The 19766-nt window shown below is 63.9% G+C and carries 20 protein-coding genes; 9 read left to right on the top strand and 11 right to left on the bottom strand.

Translation table 11 applies throughout. The features are described from left to right. Positions 1-12: 12 nt before the first annotated feature. Complete coding sequence (locus tag LK535_RS03615) at positions 13-495, bottom strand: UPF0262 family protein (protein WP_227770507.1); 483 nt, start codon at positions 493-495, stop codon at positions 13-15. Between the two features lie 99 nt (positions 496-594). Between LK535_RS03615 and LK535_RS03610 the strand changes: the two genes are divergently transcribed. After that, positions 595-2085, top strand: a complete 1491-nt coding sequence (locus LK535_RS03610; protein ID WP_227770506.1) for a replicative DNA helicase — start codon at positions 595-597, stop codon at positions 2083-2085. A gap of 112 nt (positions 2086-2197) precedes the next feature. On the opposite strand, the gene LK535_RS03605 is transcribed toward LK535_RS03610, so the two are convergent. The 8 genes from LK535_RS03605 to LK535_RS03570 all read right to left on the bottom strand — a co-directional run bounded on the left by LK535_RS03605 (position 2198) and on the right by LK535_RS03570 (position 9961). Further along, complete coding sequence (locus LK535_RS03605; RefSeq protein ID WP_227770505.1) at positions 2198-2956, bottom strand: phosphoadenylyl-sulfate reductase; 759 nt, start codon at positions 2954-2956, stop codon at positions 2198-2200. Next, positions 2949-3392 carry a DUF934 domain-containing protein gene (locus LK535_RS03600; protein WP_227770504.1) on the bottom strand — a complete coding sequence of 148 codons (444 nt, stop codon included), beginning with the start codon at positions 3390-3392 and terminating at the stop codon, positions 2949-2951. Before LK535_RS03600 ends, LK535_RS03605 begins: the two co-directional genes overlap by 8 nt. Positions 3393-3511: 119 nt before the next feature. Further along, complete coding sequence (locus LK535_RS03595; RefSeq protein WP_227770503.1) at positions 3512-5143, bottom strand: nitrite/sulfite reductase; 1632 nt, start codon at positions 5141-5143, stop codon at positions 3512-3514. A 42-nt stretch (positions 5144-5185) separates the two neighbouring features. Next, complete coding sequence (locus LK535_RS03590; RefSeq protein WP_046411012.1) at positions 5186-5482, bottom strand: DUF2849 domain-containing protein; 297 nt, start codon at positions 5480-5482, stop codon at positions 5186-5188. Continuing rightward, complete coding sequence (gene cobA / locus LK535_RS03585) at positions 5479-6270, bottom strand: uroporphyrinogen-III C-methyltransferase (protein ID WP_227770502.1); 792 nt, start codon at positions 6268-6270, stop codon at positions 5479-5481. The genes LK535_RS03590 and cobA overlap by 4 nt, the downstream gene beginning before the upstream one ends. A gap of 91 nt (positions 6271-6361) precedes the next feature. Next, on the bottom strand, positions 6362-7006 hold the full coding sequence (locus tag LK535_RS03580; RefSeq protein WP_227770501.1) for a hypothetical protein: 645 nt from the start codon (positions 7004-7006) through the stop codon (positions 6362-6364). A gap of 127 nt (positions 7007-7133) precedes the next feature. After that, positions 7134-8543: a succinylglutamate-semialdehyde dehydrogenase gene (gene astD / locus LK535_RS03575; RefSeq protein WP_227770500.1), complete on the bottom strand. Its 1410-nt coding sequence runs from the start codon at positions 8541-8543 to the stop codon at positions 7134-7136. A 59-nt stretch (positions 8544-8602) separates the two neighbouring features. Beyond that, entirely contained in the window at positions 8603-9961 is a 1359-nt protein-coding gene (locus tag LK535_RS03570) for a protein adenylyltransferase SelO family protein (RefSeq protein ID WP_227770499.1), read from the bottom strand. Positions 9962-9998: 37 nt separating this feature from the next. Between LK535_RS03570 and LK535_RS03565 the strand changes: the two genes are divergently transcribed. From LK535_RS03565 to LK535_RS03555, 3 genes are read left to right on the top strand one after another with little or no spacing between them, the layout of a single operon-like run. Further along, the gene (locus tag LK535_RS03565; RefSeq protein WP_227770498.1) at positions 9999-10871 is read left to right on the top strand and encodes an alpha/beta fold hydrolase; all 873 of its coding nucleotides are present in this window, start codon (positions 9999-10001) and stop codon (positions 10869-10871) included. 35 nt (positions 10872-10906) lie between these two features. Further along, a complete protein-coding gene (locus tag LK535_RS03560) occupies positions 10907-11680 on the top strand; it encodes an SDR family oxidoreductase (RefSeq protein WP_227770497.1) in 774 nt (257 codons plus the stop codon). Continuing rightward, on the top strand, positions 11677-12798 hold the full coding sequence (locus LK535_RS03555; protein ID WP_227770496.1) for a glycosidase: 1122 nt from the start codon (positions 11677-11679) through the stop codon (positions 12796-12798). Before LK535_RS03560 ends, LK535_RS03555 begins: the two co-directional genes overlap by 4 nt. Before the next feature lie 147 nt (positions 12799-12945). Here the strand turns inward: LK535_RS03555 and LK535_RS03550 are convergent, their stop codons facing one another. After that, entirely contained in the window at positions 12946-13440 is a 495-nt protein-coding gene (locus LK535_RS03550; protein WP_227770495.1) for a hypothetical protein, read from the bottom strand. A 264-nt stretch (positions 13441-13704) separates the two neighbouring features. Between LK535_RS03550 and LK535_RS03545 the strand changes: the two genes are divergently transcribed. Beyond that, positions 13705-14841: a glycosyltransferase family 4 protein gene (locus tag LK535_RS03545; protein WP_227770494.1), complete on the top strand. Its 1137-nt coding sequence runs from the start codon at positions 13705-13707 to the stop codon at positions 14839-14841. An 89-nt stretch (positions 14842-14930) separates the two neighbouring features. Then, a complete protein-coding gene (locus LK535_RS03540) occupies positions 14931-16334 on the top strand; it encodes an NAD(P)H-dependent flavin oxidoreductase (RefSeq protein ID WP_227771061.1) in 1404 nt (467 codons plus the stop codon). A 144-nt stretch (positions 16335-16478) separates the two neighbouring features. Here LK535_RS03540 and LK535_RS03535 read toward each other — a convergent pair whose 3' ends face one another. Next, the gene (locus LK535_RS03535; protein WP_227770493.1) at positions 16479-17477 is read right to left on the bottom strand and encodes a 2-hydroxyacid dehydrogenase; all 999 of its coding nucleotides are present in this window, start codon (positions 17475-17477) and stop codon (positions 16479-16481) included. A 98-nt stretch (positions 17478-17575) separates the two neighbouring features. Here LK535_RS03535 and LK535_RS03530 point away from each other — a divergent pair, with 98 nt between their 5' ends. The 3 genes from LK535_RS03530 to LK535_RS03520 all read left to right on the top strand — a co-directional run bounded on the left by LK535_RS03530 (position 17576) and on the right by LK535_RS03520 (position 19760). Then, entirely contained in the window at positions 17576-18073 is a 498-nt protein-coding gene (locus tag LK535_RS03530; protein ID WP_227770492.1) for an SH3 domain-containing protein, read from the top strand. Next, positions 18070-18906 (top strand): carboxylating nicotinate-nucleotide diphosphorylase, encoded by an 837-nt coding sequence (nadC, locus tag LK535_RS03525; protein ID WP_227770491.1) that lies wholly within the window; start codon positions 18070-18072, stop codon positions 18904-18906. The genes LK535_RS03530 and nadC overlap by 4 nt, the downstream gene beginning before the upstream one ends. Before the next feature lie 143 nt (positions 18907-19049). After that, positions 19050-19760, top strand: coding sequence for a ribonuclease T2 family protein (locus LK535_RS03520; RefSeq protein ID WP_227770490.1), 711 nt, complete (start codon positions 19050-19052; stop codon positions 19758-19760). The last annotated feature ends 6 nt before the right edge of the window (positions 19761-19766 follow it).

Genomic DNA, 19766 nt, shown 5'->3' with positions numbered 1-19766 from the left:
AAACACGTAAGTTCAACCCTTGATGTGAAGGACGCAGATCAGCGTGAAGAGCCGCCGTGCGGTATCGAAATCCAGCTCGATCTTGCCCTTGAGCCGTTCCATCAGCAGCTCGGCACCCTCATTATGGATGCCGCGCCGCGCCATGTCGACCGTTTCGATCTGTTGCGGCGTTGCCTGGCGGATCGCTTGATAATAGCTGTCGCAAATGGCGAAATAATCCCGGATCGGACGGCGGAACCTGCCCATGCCCAGGATGTGCGCTTCCAGGTGCGACCCGTCCTCCCGCTTGATCTGCAGGATTAAACGGCCCTCCTCGACAGAAAGGGCGAGCCGGTATGGCCCCGCATAGCCGTCGGCATGCTGCTTCTGCGGTGCGAAATGATTGCCTTCGATCAGATCGAAGATCGCAATCCGACGTTCCTGCTCGATATCGGCCGAGCGCCACAGGATCGTGCGCTCGTCCAGTTCGATGTCGATGATCCGCGGATCGGGCATTAAGCCGCGATAGAGGCCAAAGGCGCCGCCGACAATTCTGGTAATCCACAGCCCCGCCGGTTCCCGTTTCGGCTCGGCGGCGATACAAGCAGATCAATCATGGCGACTCTGGCATTCCCGCAACCGGCTCCGGCCGAACCCGTTCAGCTGCCCCGCAACGTCGAGGCGGAAGCCGCGTTGCTCGGCGCGATGATGATCGACAACCGGCTTGCCGACGATATCGTCGACCGGCTCGACCCGGCGCACTTCTATGAACCGGTGCACGGCCGCATCTTTGCTGCGATCAAGACGCTGCGTACGAACGACATGCTGGCCACCCCGGTCACGCTGCGTCCGATGTTCGAGGCGGACGAGGGGATGCGGGAGCTTGGCGGCCCGGCCTATCTGGCGCAGCTCACGGGCTCGGGCGCGGGCCTCATCGGCGCGCGCCAGTTCGCGCAGCAGATCTACGATCTCGCCATGCTCCGCTCGCTGGTGACGGTCGGGCGTACTTTGGTCGAGCGCGCGATGGACACCTCGGAGGAAGTGAACCCGCGCGCCCAGATCGAACTCGCCGAGGAGGAACTGTTCAAGGTCGCCGCCGACGGCACGACCGAAAATGCCATCAAGAGCTTCGCGCAGGCCACCAAGGTCGCGCTGAAGATGGCGGAAACGGCGCTCAACTCTGGCGGCAAGGTCTCCGGCATCACCACCGGCTTCGACACGGTCAACGCGCGCATCGGCGGCATGCACCGGTCGGACTTGATGATCCTCGCTGGCCGTCCCGGCATGGGCAAGACCTCGCTCGCCACCAACATCGCCTTCAACGCGGCGCAGCGCTGGATGATGGACATGAAGGCCGGCATCGCGCCGAGCGAATCGATCGGCGCCAAGGTTGCCTTCTTCAGCCTCGAAATGTCCGCCGATCAGCTGGCGACGCGTATCCTGGCGGAGCAATCGCGGATCACCTCCGAAAAGCTGCGCCGCGGTGACATCAGCCGGGCCGAGTTTCACCAGCTGGCCGCTGCGGCGGCCGACCTCGAGAACCTGCCACTGTTCATCGACGATACCGGCGGCCTCTCGATCAGCGCGCTTCACACCCGCGTTCGCCGCCTCCAGCGGCGCCATAATAACGAAATTGGTCTCGTCATTGTCGACTACCTTCAGCTTCTGTCCGGCAGCGGCAAGTCCAGCGACGGCAATCGCGTGCAGGAAATCTCCGAAATCAGCCGTGGTCTGAAGACGCTGGCGAAGGATCTCCACGTTCCCGTGCTCGCGCTCTCGCAGCTCAGCCGCGCGGTGGAGCAGCGCGAGGACAAGCGCCCGCAGCTGTCCGACCTTCGCGAATCCGGCTCGATCGAGCAGGACGCCGACATGGTCTGGTTCGTGTTCCGCGAGGATTATTACGTCGCCGCCAAGGAGCCCAAGCGGCCGACCGAGGGCGACGCGGCAAAGATCTTCGAGGATCACGCGCAATGGGCGAGCGACATGGAGCGCGTCTTCGGCCTTGCCGAACTGATCATCGCCAAGCAGCGTCACGGCGCGACCGGCAAGGTGACGATGAAGTTCGACCCTGCCGTAACCCGGTTCAGCGACTATGCCGGCTACTGATCCCCATCCGTTGTCCCGGACTTGGTTCCCGGATCCCGCTACGTAGCATTTCGCTTGTTGGGCAGTGGAACCCCGGCCCATGCCGGGGTGCCCGCTCCCTGAGGAAGGTGGCTCAGAAAACCGGTTCTTCGCCCGGCTTCTCCGGCACGTGAATGCCGCACTCCACCTTTTCCCAACCGCGCCAGCGGCCCGCACGCGGATCCTCGCCGGGCAGCACCTTGGACGTGCACGGTTTGCAGCCGATGGAGGGGTAACCATCTGCCTCCAGCGGGTGCCGCGGCAATTCATGCTCCGCGAAATAAGCCTCTAGCCGCTCCTTGTTCCAGTCGGCGAGCGGGTTCAGCTTCAATCGACCGTCATCGATCTCGAACCGCGGCAATGCGGCCCGCGTTGCGGACTGGAAACCCTTGCGTCCCGAAATCCACGCGTCGAACGGCAGCAGCGCGCGCCGAAGCGGCTCCACCTTGCGGATCTCGCAGCAGCCGTCCGGATCATAGGACCAGCGCAGCCCGGTCGCGTCCTTTGCGGCCAATATGCGGGGATCAGGCCGAAAGACGCGCAAGTCCGTCAGCCCCAGCCGCTCGGAAAGTTCATCACGATATTCAAGCGTTTCCCCGAACATCTTCTGGGTGTTGGTGAAGACGACCGGCACATCCTTGTCGACTTGTGCCACCATGTGCAGCAGCACGGCCGATTCGGTGCCGAAGGAGGAAACCGCGGCCACGCGGCCCTTGAGCTCGCCGGTAAGCAGGTCAGCGAGCATGTCTTGGGTAGAAACACCCGCGAAGCGCGCCTCCATCGCCGCCGCATCCGCGCTCGTAAAGGCGGGTGCGACGTCGATCATGTCGAGGCGGCGAGCGGCATTAGCCATGACGTAACTTCCATATGGGCACCGTCGGGTCGGCGGCGCGCTGATAAGGGTGATCGTATCGATTCAGACTGCGTTGCAGCGTCTCGCCATCGACCGGCGCCTCGGGGGCAAAGCTGTCGAAGCCACAGCGGCGCATATGCGGGATCTGGTCGACCAGCACGTCGCCGGCCGCGCGCAATTCGCCGGTGTAGCCGGCCTCGCGCAGGATACGTGCGGCGGAATAACCCCGCCCGTCACGGAACGTGGGGAAGCTGACCTCCACAAGGGCAAGCTGACCAAGCAGCGGGAGCAGCGCCCGCGCATCGTCGCCGGCCTCCAGCCGCACGGCCCCGGCGTTGGTCTGGCCGTCCAGGAACGAGTCCAGCGTCACTGCCGGCTCGTCATGGGCTTCATCGTCGCGAAAGCGCAGAAGATTGTCTTGGGTCATATCTGCCATGTTCTGATCACTTGCGCGATGAACGCGAGAGGAGCGAAGGGTGGGGCGTGTTCGCCGTTCCACAGGACAGCGAACTGACGTTCGCGCCGCTGTAGCCGCCGCCGGGGAGCGGCACGCGGTCAACCATAAATGGCTTCCTTGAACGTCTCGAAGCCAACACGGCGGTAGGTGTCGAGGAACCGCTCGCCAGGCTCGCGCACCTGGACGAAGCGGTCGGTGACGCGCTCGATCGCGTCGACCACGCCATCCTCGTCGAAACCGGGGCCGGTGATCTTGGCGAGGCTCACGTCCTCCGCGCCCGATCCGCCGAGCGATAGCTGGTAGTTTTCCTTGCCCTTCTTATCGACGCCCAGGATGCCGATGTGCCCGGCATGGTGGTGGCCGCAGGCGTTGATGCAGCCCGAGATCTTGAGCTTCAGCTCGCCTAGGTCACGCTGCCGGTCGAGATCGCGGAACCGCTGCGCGATCTTCTGTGCCAGCGGGATCGACCGCGCATTGGCGAGGCTGCAATAATCAAGGCCGGGGCAGGCGATGATATCGCTGATGAGGTCGAGGTTCGCCTCGGCCAGCCCCGCCTCGGTCAGCTTCTGCCATACCGCGTAGAGGTCCGCCTTGCGCACATGCGGCAGGACGATGTTCTGCGCATGGGTCACGCGCAGCTCGTCGAACGAATACTGCTCGCCCAGGTCCGCCATCACGTCGATCTGGTCGGCCGAGGCGTCGCCCGGGATGCCGCCCACCGGCTTCAGCGACACGTTGACGATCGCGTAGCCCGGCTGCTTGTGCGGCTTCACGTTCTGGTCCAGCCACACGGCGAAATCCGGGTCGCTGCGATCGACGTCCTCGCTCAGGCCCGTCTCGAACGCCGGCGGCGCAAAGAAGGCGCTGATGCGCTCCAGCTCAGCGACCGGCGGGTCGATGCCCAGCGTCTTCACATGGGCGAACTCCTCCTCGACCTGGCGGCGATATTCGTCCGGGCCCAGTTCGTGGAGCAGGATCTTGATCCGCGCCTTGTAGATATTGTCGCGCCGGCCGTAGCGATTGTACACGCGCAGGCACGCCTCGAGATAGCTCAGCAGCTCATCCGCCGTCACGAAATCGCGGATCTCGTGCGCGATCATCGGGGTGCGGCCCATGCCGCCACCGACGAAGATCTTGGCGCCGAGCACGCCATCCTTCTTCAGCAGCTCGATGCCGATATCGTGCAGCCGCATCGCTGCGCGATCCTCCGCCGCGGCGATCACCGCGATCTTGAACTTGCGCGGCAGGTAGGTGAATTCGGGGTGGAACGTCGACCATTGCCGCAGCAGCTCGGCCCAGGGGCGCGGATCGGTCACCTCGTCGGCGGCGGCCCCAGCGAACTGGTCCGAACTGATGTTGCGGATGCAATTGCCGCTGGTCTGGATGGCGTGCATCTCGACCGTCGCCAGCTCCGCGAGGATATCGGGCGCATCCTCCAGCTTGATCCAGTTGAACTGGATGTTCTGGCGCGTGGTGAAATGGCCGTATCCGCGGTCATACTTGCGCGCGACATGGCCCAGCATCCGCATCTGCCGGCTGCTCAGCGTGCCATAGGGCACTGCCACGCGCAGCATATAAGCGTGCAATTGCAGGTAGAGGCCGTTCATCAGCCGGAGCGGCTTGAACTGGTCCTCGGTCATCTGACCCGCGAGGCGCCGCTTCACCTGGTCGCGGAATTCCTCCACCCGGGCGTCGACGATCGACTGGTCATACTGGTCATATTGATACATCGTGTCTTCCTGGTCCCCGCCGCTCGCCAGCGGGATCGAGGGTCAAATTACCCAGCTGCCCGCATCGGGATCAGCCGGCTTCAGCGTCAGGTCCGGGCGGACGGTCGGGCCCAGCGCGCGGATCCGGTCCTTGATATGCGCCGGTCGCGGCCCCTCGGGCGTCGCCACCGCATCGATCACATAGGGCACGTTGACGCGGCGGGCGCCTTCCTCCGCCTTGGCGATCGCTTCGCCACGATCACCCACGTCGACGGCATCCTCGACATGGCGTGACCAGCCTTCGCCGGTCCACCATGTGACGTCGCCGGTCACCAGATCATTCCCCGTCAGCAATTTCATCCGTTCATGCTCTCCGCAGCACGCGCCCAGGCCACCAATTTGTCCTCCGCATCCGACAGTTCGACCACTTCGCCGACGACGATAATCGCCGGGCTCGCCACCCTCTCGCGCGTCACCATCGCGCCCAGGTCCGCCAGCAGCGTCTTGAGCGCGCGGTGGCCGGGGCAGGTGCCCTTTTCCAGCACGGCGACCGGCATGTCGGGCGCCACGCCATCGGCGATCAACTTGTCCGCAATCGCATCTGCCGTCGCGACGCCCATGTAGATCACCAGCGTACGACCCTGGCCGGCAAGGCCCGACCAGTCCTGCTCGGTCAGCCCTTTGCACTGGCCCGCAACGAAGCTGACCGCGCTGGAATGGTCGCGATGCGTCAGCGGCAGCATCGCCTCCGCCGCGCAGCCGAGCGCCGCCGAGACACCCGGGATCACCTCGACAGGCAGGCCGGCGGCGCGCACCGCCTCCACTTCCTCGCCGCCGCGCCCGAAGATGAACGGGTCGCCGCCCTTCAGCCGAACGACCACGCTGCCCGCACGTACATGCGCGACGATCAGCGCGTTGATGGCTTCCTGCGGCAGGGTGTGGCGCGCACGCCGCTTCGCCACCGAAATGCGGTGTGCGTCCGCCGGTGCCAGATCCAGCACGCGCATGTCGATCAGGCCATCGTGAACGATCACGTCCGCTGACTTCAGCGCTTCCACCGCACGCACAGTCAACAGTCCGGGATCGCCCGGGCCGGCACCGACTAGGATGACGCGCCCACGCGCATCGGGATCGAGAAGGCTTGCCATGCTCGGGAAGATGGCGTGCCCGCCTGTCCGCATCAACCGAGCGATGCTTGACGATGCCGTAGGATAGCTATGCCAAAAGGTTAAGTGCGCCTCACGCGCAGCCCTCGACATAGCCGAGCACTGGCATAGTCCCGACGTGGATCAGGCTGACCCGACGATCCTGTCCGATCTCGAAGCGCAACGCCGGGTCGCCGCTCCGCGCATTGGGCGCGGTCAGATATTTGGCTGGCGCCTGCTCATATTCGTGGCGTTCCTCACGGAACCCGCCAAACGCCCGCTTGACGTCCTGCTCGCTGGTGCCGACGCCGATGCCTTCGACCAGCTTGACGTCCGATCGTTCCCCAACAGTGATCCGACGGACCTTACCGGCGGTGACGATGGCATAAACACCGGGGAAGCGCGGTGAGCTGACGGTTCTGCAATCACCGTCGATCTGCGCGCCGCGCTCGGCCCAGCTGCCACCCGAAGGAATGGCGGCGCCGATGCGTAGATCACCAAGCCCTTCTAGGGCAAGGACCCTGTCAGGCGCACTCGACATGGTCGGCGTCGGTGTGAGCACAGGCGAAGATACCGGCGCAGGCGCAGGAGAGGGCGCCACTTGCGCGTCCGGCTGCGGCGCCGCCTCCGGCACGTCCTGCGTTGCGTCGACCGATTGGGCAGCATTCGACGCATCGGGCTCGGACGAGCAGGCAACGAGCGATAGGCTAAGGGCAAGGGCGCAGGCGAGTGTTCGCATGCCAACACAACCCCGCGAAGGCAAAGGTGGTTTCCCCGGCCACTCCCTGCCGCTCCCGCCCGACCCCGCGCCGGCCACCCCGGACGGGCTGGAAGACAGCAATTGCTGGACCACGGTGCGGCCGCGATCAGGCGTCGCGCAGCCCAATGCCGATCGATGCCCGCGCGGCATCCGCCTCGTTCGAGACCACTGGATAGGCGCAGTAGTCGGCGGCATAATATGCGCTCGGCCTGTGATTGCCCGACCAGCCGATGCCGCCGAACGGCGCCGAGGACGAGGCGCCGTTGGTCGGACGGTTCCAGTTGACGATGCCGGCGCGCGCGCCTGCCCAGAACCGATCGTACAGGGCAGGGGTCTGGCTGATCAGCGAAGCCGACAGGCCATACCGCGTGTTGTTCGCCTCGGCGATCGCCTCGTCGAAGGTGTTGGTGCGCACCACCTGAAGAATCGGCCCGAACAGCTCCATGTCGGGTCGCTCGGTCACCGCCGTCATGTCGATGATGCTCGGCAGCAGGAACGGCTTGTCCGGAACGAGCCGCTCCAGGTGGCGGATCGGCCGCCCGCCGCGCATCAACAGCGCAAGGAAGCTTTCGGTCAGCTGGTCCGCCGCTTCATTGTCGATCACCGGGCCCATGAAAGGGGCGGGGTCGTCGTGGGGAGCGCCAACGATCACGCGGTTCAGCAATCCGTTGAGTTGCTCCATCAGCGGCACACACAGCTTTTCGTCCACGATGAGCCGTCGGGCAGCCGTGCACCGCTGACCCGCCGTGGTGAACGCAGACTGGATGATGATGATCGCCGCTGCGTACAGGTCCGGCGTGTCCCAGACGACGATCGGATTGTTGCCGCCCATTTCGAGCGCCAGGATCTTCTCCGGCTTTTCCGCAAATGCCCGGTTCAGCGCGATCCCGGTGCGCGCCGAGCCAGTGAAGAGCAGCCCATCAATCCCGTCGTGACCGGCCAAGGCGCGGCCTTCATCGGGTCCGCCGATTACCAGCCGGATGCTATCCTCCGGCACACCCGCGGCGCGATAGCAATCCACCAGAAAGGCGCCGGTGGCCGGCGTCTTCTCGGATGGTTTGAACACCACGGCATTGCCGGCGATCAGCGCGGGAACGATGTGGCCGTTGGGCAGGTGGGCGGGAAAGTTGTACGGGCCCAGCACCGCCAGCACGCCGTGCGGCTTGTGGCGGAGCGCCATGCGCGATCCCATCGGCGCATCCAGGCGCCGCTGCGCGGTGCGGTCCGCATAAGCGGAGACCGAGATGTCCACCTTGCCGATAACGGTGTCCACCTCCGTCCGCGCTTCCCATAGCGGCTTTCCGGTCTCACGGGCGATTACATCGGCGAAATCATCCTGACGGGACCGAACCACATTGGCGAACCGGCGCAGGGTTTCGATCCGATAGGTCAGCGGCCGCGCCGCCCAGGTCGCCCAGCCGGCACGGGCAGCTGCGACCTCCGCATCCACGTCTCCGATCGCCCCGCGCCACATTTCCGCGCCGGTTGCGGGCTCGAAGGAGATGATTTCGCTCACGTACTGCCCTCAACATCCGATTATTCGGCCTTATGGGTATTCGGCCGCGTGAAACAAGTTCAGCGAAGAGCCTCGCCCATGGCCCGCACGGCCGCAATCTTCGCATGAAACGGCGCCCAATCGTCATGGTCGCGGATCGCTGACCAGATCGCTTCGACCTCTTCGATCAGCATGGAGCACGGCTCACTCGCCCAATAGCGATGCGACCGGTCGCTGCGTAGGGGCGCTGCATCCAGCAGCTTTCGTGCCTCGTCCCATTCCGAGCCATAGCTAGCTGGAAGTGGCTGGGCGAAGGCGTCGAAGAAGAAGCGGTCGATGCCGGCGTTGCTTTCGCGCAGCGCGCGCTCGGTTGCTTGCACCAACGCCCGGTCTGCCTCTGCCGAGACGGACGTGCGACCCAGCCGCCAGAGCATGGCATCGGTAATCGCCGGCTGATAGGCGGGCGCGAACTGCTCCAGGGCCGCGACGAGAGGATCGGCCTCAGCCAGCAGCCGCAGCGAAGAGGCCAGCTGCATGACCGCCCAGTGGATCGCTTCGGGTTGCCGGCCGAAGGCGTACAGGCTGTTGTGGTCGAAATACGCGGCCGTGAAGGCGGGTTCCCATGTCGGCGTGAACCGCCAGGGGCCGTAATCGAAACTCTCGCCGGTGATGTTGATATTGTCTGTGTTCAGCACGCCGTGAACAAATCCGGCCGCCATATAGCTGGCGGCAAGCCGCGCCGTGCTGCCGACCACCAGCTTCAGCAGCCGAACCGGATCGTCGCTGTCCTCGCCATACAGGTTGGCCAGCACATATTGTACAAGCCGCCGCATGTCCGCCGCGTTGCGCTCGAACGCCAGCCGTTGAAAGGTGCCCACCCGAATGTGGCTGTGGCTCAGCCGTACCAGCACCGCCGAGCGGGTTGGCGAGGGTTCGTCCTCGCGGCGCAGCTCTTCCCCCGTTTCGATCAGCGACAAGGTGCGCGATGTCGGGACGTTCAGCGCCTCCAGCATCTCCGTCGCCAGCGCCTCCCGAACTCCGCCCTTCAGCGTCAGGCGACCGTCGCCGAACCGGCTCCATGGTGTCTGTCCCGATCCCTTGGTGCCAAGGTCCATCAGCCGCCCGTCGAGGTCGCGAAGCTGGGCAAAGGTAAAGCCACGACCATCGCCTATATCGGGATTGTACGCGCGAAACTGGTGTCCGTGATAGCGCAGGGCGAGTGGCTGCTGGAGCGAGCCGGATAGCGGCCGAAAGCGGCCGAAATGCTCCGCCCAGCGGCCGTCATCCAGTCCATCGAGGCCGATCTCGGCCGCTGCCCGATTGTTGCGGAACCGGATGATCGTTTGCGGGAACGCTGCTGCCTCGACCACGTCATAGAACTCGTTCCCGAGCGATTGGATGGTCGTCTCGGGTCGGTACGCTTGCGGGTCGAAGGCCATGAGTGGATATGGGCCTAGGGTGAGTGAAGGTGCAAGCATGACCGCCTTTGAAGATGTATATTGGTGGTCCAGGGATGGTTTGCGGCTCCACGCGCGTGATTATCCTGGCGAAAGGGGCGCGCCGCCGGTGCTGTGCCTGCCCGGGCTTACGCGAAACGCGCGCGACTATGATTTGCTCGCACGGCGGATTTCCGCCCGCCATCGGGTCCTGGCGATCGACCTGCGCGGACGAGGCGAGAGCGCCTACGCGAAGGATCCGATGAGCTATGTCCCGCTCACCTATGCTCAGGACATCGCCGGCTTTTTGGAAGAGCAGAAGATCGACCGTTTCATTGCGGTTGGCACGTCGCTGGGTGGCATCGTCACCATGTTGCTCGCGGGCATGTTGCCCGGGCGGATCGCGGGCGCATTGCTGAATGATGTCGGGCCTGAGGTCGATCCTGTCGGCTTGGCAAGGGTACGTGGCCATGTTGGGCGCTCCAGCACGTGGCCGACCTGGATGCATGCTGCCCGCGCCGTTCAGGAGGCTCACGCCGATATTTACCCTGACTGGGGCATCGAGGATTGGCTGGCGATGGCCAAGCGGCTTTACAGGCTCAACAGTGCTGGCCGCGTAGTCATCGACTACGACCTCAAGATCGCCGAGCCGTTCCGCGTTCCCGGAAATGAAGCCGGTGCGGATCTCTGGCGCGCACTGGCTGCGCTTGGCACCGCTCCGGTCCTGGTGGTGCGAGGAGGCAGGTCCGACATCCTCACTACACGCGTTGCCGAACGCATGGTGGCGTCGCTACCGAATGCGGCGTTGGTCACCCTGCCGGGCATCGGTCACGCACCAACGCTTTCGGAACCCGGAGTTCAGGGGGCGATTGATCGACTGCTCGCCCAGGCGGCGGAACCGGCAAGCACTTGAGGCGTCAAGGAAGCTCCCGCTCAAAAGGAGCTTTCATGTCCGCTCGATCCGACGCGCATACCGCCGTCACGCCGCTGGCCGGCCGCCGCGTCCTGGTGACTGGCGGAACAACGGGTATCGGGCGAGCTATCGCCGTCCTCCTCGCAAGCGAGGGTGCGCGCGTCTTCATCTGCGGTCGCGACGAACAACATCTACAGGATGCCCTCACACGCATTCGCGAGGTCGGGGAGGGCGATGGTATCTCCATCGACCTTGCCGAGGAGAGCAACGTCGATCGCCTGTTCGACGCGGCCAAGGAATATCTCGGCGGGCTCGACGTTGCGGTGATCAATGCGGCACGCGGCGCCGAAGGTCTGACCGACATGAGCGAGGCGGACTTGCGCTATACGATCGGCAGCAACTTCACCGCCTATCTGCTCTCGGCTCAAGCCGCCACAAAGGCGATGGGTGCCCATGGCAAGGATGCTAAGGGGCAGGGGGACATCGTCCTGATTGGATCAATGAGCGCCTATGTTCTCGGCAAGGAGTCGACCGTCTACGCCGGCATCAAATACGGCATCCAGGGCTTCGCCATCGCGCTTCGGCGGGAACTCGGAACCAAGGGCATCCGTGTCTCGCTCGTGGAGCCCGGCCTGACGGGCAGCGACATGGTCGAAGGCACCAGCGAGGAGCAGGCCGAGCGTATCCGCAAGGAAGAAATGCTGCGCGCCGAGGACATCGCCGTCGGGGTTCACTATTTGCTCACCCAGCCTCGCCGCGCCGTTGTGCAGCAAGTGACCATCTCGCCGCGAATGCAGGATGAGGAATGACCTTCCCGCTCGATCATCTGGTTTTCACACCCAACGACGTTGATCTGTCCCGCTCGCCATTGGCGGGGCAGATCGATGAGGAAACCTACGTACTCGGCGCCTTCAACCCCGGCATGACCCGGTTGCCGAATGGCAATCTCCTGCTGATGGTTCGCATCGCCGAGGCTCTCCGGACTCCCATTCGCGACGGCCACGTTCGGGCGATCCGCTGGGATCGTGGCGCCTACAGGCTCGATCCTTGGCCGCTGCAGCTCGTCGACACGGCGGATCCGCGCAAATTCTTGATGCGGGGCGGCGGCTGGAAGGTGATGGCGCTGACCTCGCTGTCATGGCTTCTCCCGGTCGAGCTGGATGCGGAGGGCAGGCGGGTCGAAGCTGTTCACTACGACCGCGCCATCGCCCCGCGAGCCAGTTACCAGAATTATGGGGTCGAGGACGCCCGCATCAGCCGGGTTGGGGATCGCTACCTGATGACGACTTGTTCCGTCAGTCCGGAGCGCCACTCTACTACTCTCTATACCAGTGCCGATGCGGCCGACTGGCAGCTAGAAGGCATCGTCCTCGATCATCAGAACAAGGACATGCTGATCTTCGAAGGATTGATCGGCGACCGCTATTGGGCGCAGACCCGTCCGCTCGGCGACCTCTATTTCGCCTATTCCCCCGGCAGCGAATGGCGCGCCGGGCCATCGATCAATCTCGCGTCTTCGCCCGACGCCTTGCACTGGAAGCCCAGCGATCATCCGGGCATCCGCCCGCACGCTGCCACCGTCGCCACGGCACGAATGGGTGGCGGTGCGCAGCCCGTCCTGACCGACCAGGGATGGCTTACCTTGTGGCATGGCGTCGAACCGTCCGGCGTTGTCGGCATCTACCGGACATACTGGACCCTGCTCGACAAGGATGAGCCGTGGCGCACGTTGCACACGCAGCACCAAGCGCTCCTGGAACCGAACCCCGAACTCACCGCCCCGCTTAAGGACCAGATGTACCTTGATAACGTCGTATTCACGACGGGTCTCGTTGACGGTGGTGATCACTGGATCGTCGCCAGCGGGGAGGCAGATCTCGCCTGCCGAATCACTCACATCCCGAAGGACGTGATCTCGCCAGCGTAGCGCCAGGCAAGCGCCACGTTCAGGCGCAACTTGCCGCTGTTGAACGTTGATCAAGCGCCTTGATCGCCTATGCGGCTACGGTCAGTACCCGACCGGGAGCTGCGGCGCAGAGACGGATCCGCGCCGCGCCCGGTGTTGAATTGCTAATCAGCCGCGCGGTTCATTGGACCGCGGATCCGACGATGTCCGTTCCTCGGCAGTGCGGTCGGTTCCCGAGCTATTGGTCGAGCGGGTGCTCGATTGCGTCGTTGATGTACCAGAGCGGCGGGAGTTGCGTTCCGAGCCGCGCCGGGATGTCGAGGTCGTTGCGTCAGTGTGACCGTGCCGGCTCATCGTGGCGTCCGACGTCCCGGTCTGCCCCGCTCGATCGGTCATCGTGGGACTGGACAGATCCGTTTGTGGTGACGTGGTGCTCGTCTGACCAGTCGTGCTGCCCGTGCCGGTAAGCGGGCCCGTTTGGTTGATCGTCCCGCCGGTACCGGTCGGCGTACTTGTTTGGCCCATGTCGGTGCCCGTGGTCGTGCCGGTCTGTTCCGTCGAGCTTCCTGTCCCGCCAGTACCGCCAGTACCGCCAGTACTTTGCGCAATCGCAGCCGCTGGCAGGAGCAAGGCTGCCAGGCCGATCATCTTGATTTTAGGCATTTTGGCTCTCCTAAATAGCCTCAGCATCAACCCGGCGGGGACCGGCGCCGTTCCTGTCAAGAAGAGCGAAATTGCATTAACATGGGTATAGGTTCAGCCGCATCGGATCGTCGGTTCGATGCTCCGGACCCTGTTTCACGTGCATGCTCTGTGCGATGCCGAAGCTACGAGTATAGGCCGTACTCCCTGTTCCCGCACGAATGATGAGAACAATCCGCGAGTGTCTCAACTTTTTTGCTGTTCGCAGCTACATCGCGTCGCCTGATGCCTCAGCCAGTCTCCATCCTTCACCTCCACTCCACCTTCGATCTGGGTGGCAAGGAGGCTCGCGCCGTCCGGCTTATGAACGCCTTCGGAGATCGCGCGCGCCACACTATCGTTTCGGGAATGCCGGGTCGCTATGGCGCGCGGGATCGGATCGCGAAGGGGATCAAATATGAGATCGCACAGGATCCGCCCCCGCTGCAGGGGCGCCCATCCGTGGCCCGATACGACGCTCTTGCCCGCTACATGCGACGCTTTGATCTTGTGCTCACCTACAATTGGGGCGCCATTGATGGCGTGATGGCACGACGCGTCTTCGGCCGTGGTGTGCCGCCGGTGGTGCATCATGAAGACGGCTTCAACGAGGATGAAGCCGGTGGCCTGAAGCGGGAGCGCAACCTGTATCGCAGGTTGGCGCTGTCGGCCGCGCACGGACTGGCGGTGCCATCCTCGTCCCTGGAGCGGATCGCGCTGGAGACATGGAAGCAACCGGCGTCGAAAGTTCACCGTATCATCAACGGGATTGCCACCGGGCTGTATACCGGCAAGCCCGACCCTAAGGGCATCCCCGGCTTCGTGCGCAAGCCTAAGGAGACGGTGATCGGCGCGGTAGCTGGCTTGAGGGCAGTTAAAGACCTTCCCGCGCTCGTCCGTGCGGCGGGCGGGCTGTCCTCCCGCTTCCGGTTGGTCATCGTCGGCGAGGGCCCCGAAAGGGCGGCTATCGAAAAGGCCGCACTGGCAATGGGGATCGAGGATCAGCTGGTATTGCCCGGGTTCCTGGACCGTCCCTACCGCTTCCTCGGTCACTTCGACATGCTCGCACTTTCTTCCCGCTCAGAGCAGTTCCCTATCTCCGTGGTGGAGGGGATGGCCGCCGGCCTCCCGATCGTCTCACCACCCGTCGGGGACGTGCCGGCAATGGTGTCGGCCGCGAATGCGCCGTTTATCACTGAATATCATGGTGAGGTTCGTTTGCGTGATGCGATGCAGGCGCTCATCGCTGATCCGGAGCTTCGGCGCAGCGTCGGTGAGGCAAACCGGCGCAAGGCGCAGGCCGAATATGACGAACAGCGCATGATCGCTCGCTACGCCGCGTTGTACGAAGCGGCGATGGGCCGGTCGGGTGCGCTTTCCTGATCCACGTAATTTTCTCGCGCCACGCAACCTTTCCGGCTAGGGCGCCTTATCCGTCTCATTGGAGGTAAAGCAAAGTCGTGGCATCTGCCGTGTTCAAGGGGCTGCAGCCCATCGTCTACAACGGCCGCGAGGTTTGGCCGCTGGTGGAGGGCGGAAAAGGAGTTGCGGCAACGAACCACGCATCGGCCGGCGCATGGGCGGCGGCTGGTGGCATCGGGACGGTAAGCGCCGTCAATGCCGACAGCTACGATGCCGAGGGCAAGATTGTGCCACAGGTATACCACGCGTTGACGCGGCGGGAGCGGCACGAAGAACTGATTGCTTACGCCATTGAGGGCGCTGTGCAGCAGGTCCAGCGCGCCTGGGAAATCGCCGGCGGCAAGGGCGCGATCAACATCAACGTGCTCTGGGAAATGGGTGGCGCGCAGCGCGTGTTGCAGGGCGTGCTTGAGCGGACCCGTGGGCTCGTCGCGGGCGTCACCTGCGGCGCTGGCATGCCCTATAAGCTCAGCGAGATCGCTGCCTCCTACAACGTCAACTATCTTCCGATTGTGTCTTCCGGTCGAGCCTTCCGGGCGCTCTGGAAGCGCGCCTATTCCAAGGTCGCGGACCTTCTCGGTGCGGTGGTTTACGAGGATCCTTGGCTCGCCGGCGGTCACAATGGCCTTTCCAATGCCGAAGACCCGCTGAAGCCGGAGGATCCCTATCCTCGCGTGAAGGCGCTTCGTGAAACCATGCGTGAAGGCGGTATTCCCGATACCACGCCGATCATCATGGCCGGTGGCGTGTGGTACCTGCGCGACTGGAACCACTGGATCGACAATCCTGAACTCGGCGCGATCGCCTTCCAATATGGCACGCGTCCGCTGCTCACCCAGGAAAGCCCGATTCCCCAGGCTTGGAAGGAGCGGCTGATGACGATCGAGGAGGGCGACGTCCTCCTGCATCGTTTCTCACCCACGGGTTTTTATTCCTCGGCGGTGCGCAATCCGTTTCTGCGCAGCCTTGAAGCACGCTCCGAGCGACAGATCGCCTTTTCGACACAAGAGGCCGGTGATCACGTCTTCCAGTTGGACGTGGGTGTGAAGGGCAAGAACTTCTGGGTGACGCGCAACGACCTGCTCCGTGCGCGCGAATGGTTCGGCCATGGTTTCACCGATGCCCTGAAGACGCCTGACAACACGCTGGTCTTCGTCACGCCGCAGGAAAAGGCAGAGATCCGGAAGGATCAGGCGGACTGCATGGGCTGTCTCAGCCAGTGTCTGTTCTCAAGCTGGGCTGATACCGAAACCAATTCCACCGGGCGCCTGGCGGATCCGCGCAGCTTCTGCATTCAGAAAACCCTGCAGGAAATTGCCCATGGCGGTGACACGGAGGCCAACCTGATGTTCGCGGGTCACGCTGCCTATAATTTCAAGCGCGATCCCTTCTATTCCAACGGCTTTGTGCCGACGGTGAAGCAGTTGGTCGACCGGATCCTGACGGGCGATTGATCCTTTGGCAGCGGCAACGCCGTTTGGCTCAGGCAGGCAGAGGTGGGGAATGGCCCCTCATCTGCCTGTCAGCCGCGACATGCGGAATATGGTCCGCTGCCCATTATCTGATACTGGCGAGGCGCGGAGCCTCGGTCGCTAATTTCAGATCCAGCCCTCAAGCACTTGGTCGGGCGGTCGATGGCCGTCCGCCCACATCCGGATATTCGCGATAACTTTCTCGCCAGTGGCGAGCCGACCCTCGTAGGTCGCTGATCCCATGTGCGGGGTCATCACCACGTTGGGAAGTGCCAAGAGCCGTGGATCAATCACCGGTTCGTGGGTCCAGACATCTAGACCTGCCCCCGCCAGCTTTCCTTGTTCCAGTGCATCGATCATCGCGTCTTCGTCGACGATCCCGCCACGGCTGGCGTTGATCAGATAGACGTGTGATCGCAGAAGGCTGATCCGGCGCGCGTCGATCAGGTTTTCGCTATCTGCATTTCGGGGCGTGTGGATCGTCAGAATATCAATCCCGCTCAGCATCTCGTCGAGATTGGGATGCCATTGCGCCTGGAGCTCCGCCTCCACCACCTTGGGCAGGCGATGACGGTTGTGGTAATGGATGGATAGCCCGAAGGCTCGCGCCCGACGTGCGACCGCCTGTCCGATCCGTCCCATTCCGACAATGCCGAGCGACTTGCCGCCGATGCGATGGCCCAGCATGCCGCCGGGGCTCCAGCCCTTCCATTCGCCGGAGCGTACCAGCTTCTCTCCTTCGGCGAGGCGGCGCGGCACGGACACGATCAGCGCCATGGTCATGTCGGCCGTATCTTCAGTAAGCACGCCCGGCGTGTTCGTGACGATGATCCCACGGGCGCGGGCAGCTTTAAGATCGATATGGTTCACGCCCGCGCCGAAGTTGGCGATCAACCGCAGCCGTTCGCCAGCGCCCGCGATCAGTTCGGCGTCGATGGAGTCCACGACCGTGGGCACCAGCACATCGCAATCGGCCATCGCGGAGGCGAGTTGTTCTCGCGACATGGCGAGATCGGAGCGATTGTTGACGGTGTCGAACAGTGCCTCCAGCCGATTCATTGTGGTGTCCGGCAGCTCGCGGGTTACAACGACCCGAGGGTTGGGGCATCGGCGGGTTTCAACCATGGTTCTGGCTTGGCGAAGCTGTGCATCCGCGTCAACGATCGGTTGAATGCCCGCAGCCCACCGGGCTAGGGGAGGGTGTTATCGACAGGGGGGCAACGATGCAGCGATGGACCGCGGGACTGACGGCACTTGCCGTTATTGCCGCGTTGGCGGGGGGCGATGTCGCTGCGCAAGCCGGGAAAGAGCGGCCGAAGCCACCCTATTTCGCCTCGATCAGTGCCGGAAAGGCGCGGATGCGTTCCGGGCCGGGCCGATCCTACCCTGCAACATGGCTCTATGTGCGTGCCGACCTGCCGGTACGGGTGGTTGATGTCTTCAAGGAATGGCGGAAGGTGGAAGACCCCGGCGGCGAGCAGGGATGGATGCTGGGAACGCTGATCAGCAGTACGCGAACTGCGATCGTGCAAGGCGCAGTAACGGAGATGCGGGACCGGCCCGCCTTTGGCGCGCGCGTACTCTGGCGTGCAGAACCCGGCGTGGTGGGTCGGGTAAGCCAGTGCGCCCGAGGATGGTGTCGGTTCGATGTGCGCGGCCAAGCCGGCTATGTCGAGGCAACGCGCCTGTGGGGAGTTTCGCCTGAGGAGACGCTGCCGTGATCGAGGGCTTTGACATCAGCGCGTTTGTTCGCGCAACCTTGGCGGAGGATCTTGGCCCCGGCGTGGATGTCACGTCAGAGGCGGTCATCCCGGCTGACGCTCGCTTCGATGCGCTCATGGCCACGCGCGATGCAATCACCGTCGCTGGGCTCGACATCGCAGCGGCCTTTTTCCGGCACCTCGATCCCGCAGCTACGATAGAGCCGCTGGTTGAGGACGGCATGAGAGTATCCAGCGGTACTGGCTTGATGCGGATCAACGGGCTTGCTCGTGCTCTGCTGACTGCCGAGCGCTCGGCTTTGAACACTGTTCAGCATCTGTCTGGTATCGCCACCATGACGAGCTTGTACGTCGATCGTATCGCTGGAACCGGTGCTGTCTTGCTCGACACGCGCAAGACCCTGCCGGGCCTTCGCGTGCTGGAGAAATACGCGACCCGAATGGGAGGCGCCAGAAATCATCGCATGGGGCTTTGGGACGCTGCGATGATCAAGGACAATCACGTTGCCGTTGCAGGCGACGTTGCGGAAGCAGTCCGTCGCGCTCGCACCGCGGGTATCGCCGAAATCATCGTTGAGGTTGATCGTGTCGACCAAATCGAGCCCGCGATAAGCGCTGGCGCGACACGCCTCCTGCTGGACAATATGCCAGCCGCGGTTCTCCGCGACGCTGTTGGCCTCATCAACGGCCGCGTTCCTGCGGAAGCATCAGGAGGGGTGTCGCTCGAAACGATCCGCGAAATTGCCGGTACTGGTGTGGACTTCATCAGCGTTGGCCGGCTCACCCAGTCTGCTCCCGCCGCAGACATCGGTCTTGACTTCGCGTTGGCTTGAACGGCGAGCACATCGAGGTTGCGCAGCGCATGACGATTGTGGCCTTCACGTGGCCGCCGCACATGACAGGCTCGAGCCGTAGCCGCGGGTTAATCCGCATCGAGAGGGCCGTTGGCGACGCTGCAATGAGTGGAGTGAGGTAAATGATACGTTGGTTGGGTCTGGCGCTTGCCATGGTGCCGGGTGTGGCAACGGCGCAGGCGTACCAGTGCAATGTGCCGGACGCGACGATGCTGACGGTCCGACCGGACCTGCCAAGCGAACGTGAGCCACAGCGCTTGCTGCCGATCGGTCACTACACGCTCGCGATCAGCTGGTCCCCGCAATATTGCCGCCAGCCAGACCGGGCAGCGCGGTCCCGCTTTCAGTGTGGCGGCTCCAATCGCTTTGGCTTTGTCCTGCATGGGCTATGGCCTGATGGGGTAGGCAAGGAGTGGCCGCAATATTGCAAAGTCACTTCGCTGCTTTCTGAGCGAACCGTGCGGGCGAACATCTGCTCCACTCCTTCGGCACAGTTGCTGCAGCATGAATGGGCGAAGCACGGGACCTGCATGGCCGGAGAAACGCCGGACAGCTACTTCGCGAAGGCCACTGGCCTTTACCGTAAGCTGCGCTACCCGGACATGGTGTCGCTGTCCCGTCAGCCGCTATCGGCCGGAAAGCTCGCAACCGCCATCGCTCGTGTAAACCCCGGTATGCGCGCGGACATGATGAAGATCACCACCGATCGCCAGGGCTGGCTCGACGAGGTGTGGATCTGCATGAACAAGCGGTTTCAATATGCTCGATGCCCGGCGCATCAGGGCGGCGTGAAGCCGAACGCGCGCGTTCGGATCTGGCGCGGCCCGCGCTGATCCAGG

Source organism: Sphingomonas sp. IC4-52 (assembly GCF_020707225.1).
Lineage (GTDB): Bacteria > Pseudomonadota > Alphaproteobacteria > Sphingomonadales > Sphingomonadaceae > Sphingomonas.
Note: the sequence above shows the minus strand (reverse complement) of the source record. Positions and strands in the feature narration are given on the sequence as shown.

What these genes read in the sequence shown, in the direction of transcription:
- LK535_RS03570 (WP_227770499.1), bottom strand. Translation starts at nt 9,961, where the DNA reads ATGGCCTTCGACCCGCAAGCGTACCGACCCGAGACGACCATCCAATCG.
- LK535_RS03520 (WP_227770490.1), top strand. Translation starts at nt 19,050, where the DNA reads ATGATACGTTGGTTGGGTCTGGCGCTTGCCATGGTGCCGGGTGTGGCA.
- LK535_RS03600 (WP_227770504.1), bottom strand. Translation starts at nt 3,392, where the DNA reads ATGGCAGATATGACCCAAGACAATCTTCTGCGCTTTCGCGACGATGAA.
- LK535_RS03560 (WP_227770497.1), top strand. Translation starts at nt 10,907, where the DNA reads ATGTCCGCTCGATCCGACGCGCATACCGCCGTCACGCCGCTGGCCGGC.
- LK535_RS03605 (WP_227770505.1), bottom strand. Translation starts at nt 2,956, where the DNA reads ATGGCTAATGCCGCTCGCCGCCTCGACATGATCGACGTCGCACCCGCC.
- LK535_RS03535 (WP_227770493.1), bottom strand. Translation starts at nt 17,477, where the DNA reads ATGGTTGAAACCCGCCGATGCCCCAACCCTCGGGTCGTTGTAACCCGC.
- LK535_RS03595 (WP_227770503.1), bottom strand. Translation starts at nt 5,143, where the DNA reads ATGTATCAATATGACCAGTATGACCAGTCGATCGTCGACGCCCGGGTG.
- cobA (WP_227770502.1), bottom strand. Translation starts at nt 6,270, where the DNA reads ATGGCAAGCCTTCTCGATCCCGATGCGCGTGGGCGCGTCATCCTAGTC.
- LK535_RS03615 (WP_227770507.1), bottom strand. Translation starts at nt 495, where the DNA reads ATGCCCGATCCGCGGATCATCGACATCGAACTGGACGAGCGCACGATC.
- LK535_RS03530 (WP_227770492.1), top strand. Translation starts at nt 17,576, where the DNA reads ATGCAGCGATGGACCGCGGGACTGACGGCACTTGCCGTTATTGCCGCG.
- LK535_RS03550 (WP_227770495.1), bottom strand. Translation starts at nt 13,440, where the DNA reads ATGCCTAAAATCAAGATGATCGGCCTGGCAGCCTTGCTCCTGCCAGCG.
- LK535_RS03610 (WP_227770506.1), top strand. Translation starts at nt 595, where the DNA reads ATGGCGACTCTGGCATTCCCGCAACCGGCTCCGGCCGAACCCGTTCAG.
- LK535_RS03545 (WP_227770494.1), top strand. Translation starts at nt 13,705, where the DNA reads ATGCCTCAGCCAGTCTCCATCCTTCACCTCCACTCCACCTTCGATCTG.
- LK535_RS03590 (WP_046411012.1), bottom strand. Translation starts at nt 5,482, where the DNA reads ATGAAATTGCTGACGGGGAATGATCTGGTGACCGGCGACGTCACATGG.
- LK535_RS03565 (WP_227770498.1), top strand. Translation starts at nt 9,999, where the DNA reads ATGACCGCCTTTGAAGATGTATATTGGTGGTCCAGGGATGGTTTGCGG.
- LK535_RS03580 (WP_227770501.1), bottom strand. Translation starts at nt 7,006, where the DNA reads ATGCGAACACTCGCCTGCGCCCTTGCCCTTAGCCTATCGCTCGTTGCC.
- LK535_RS03555 (WP_227770496.1), top strand. Translation starts at nt 11,677, where the DNA reads ATGACCTTCCCGCTCGATCATCTGGTTTTCACACCCAACGACGTTGAT.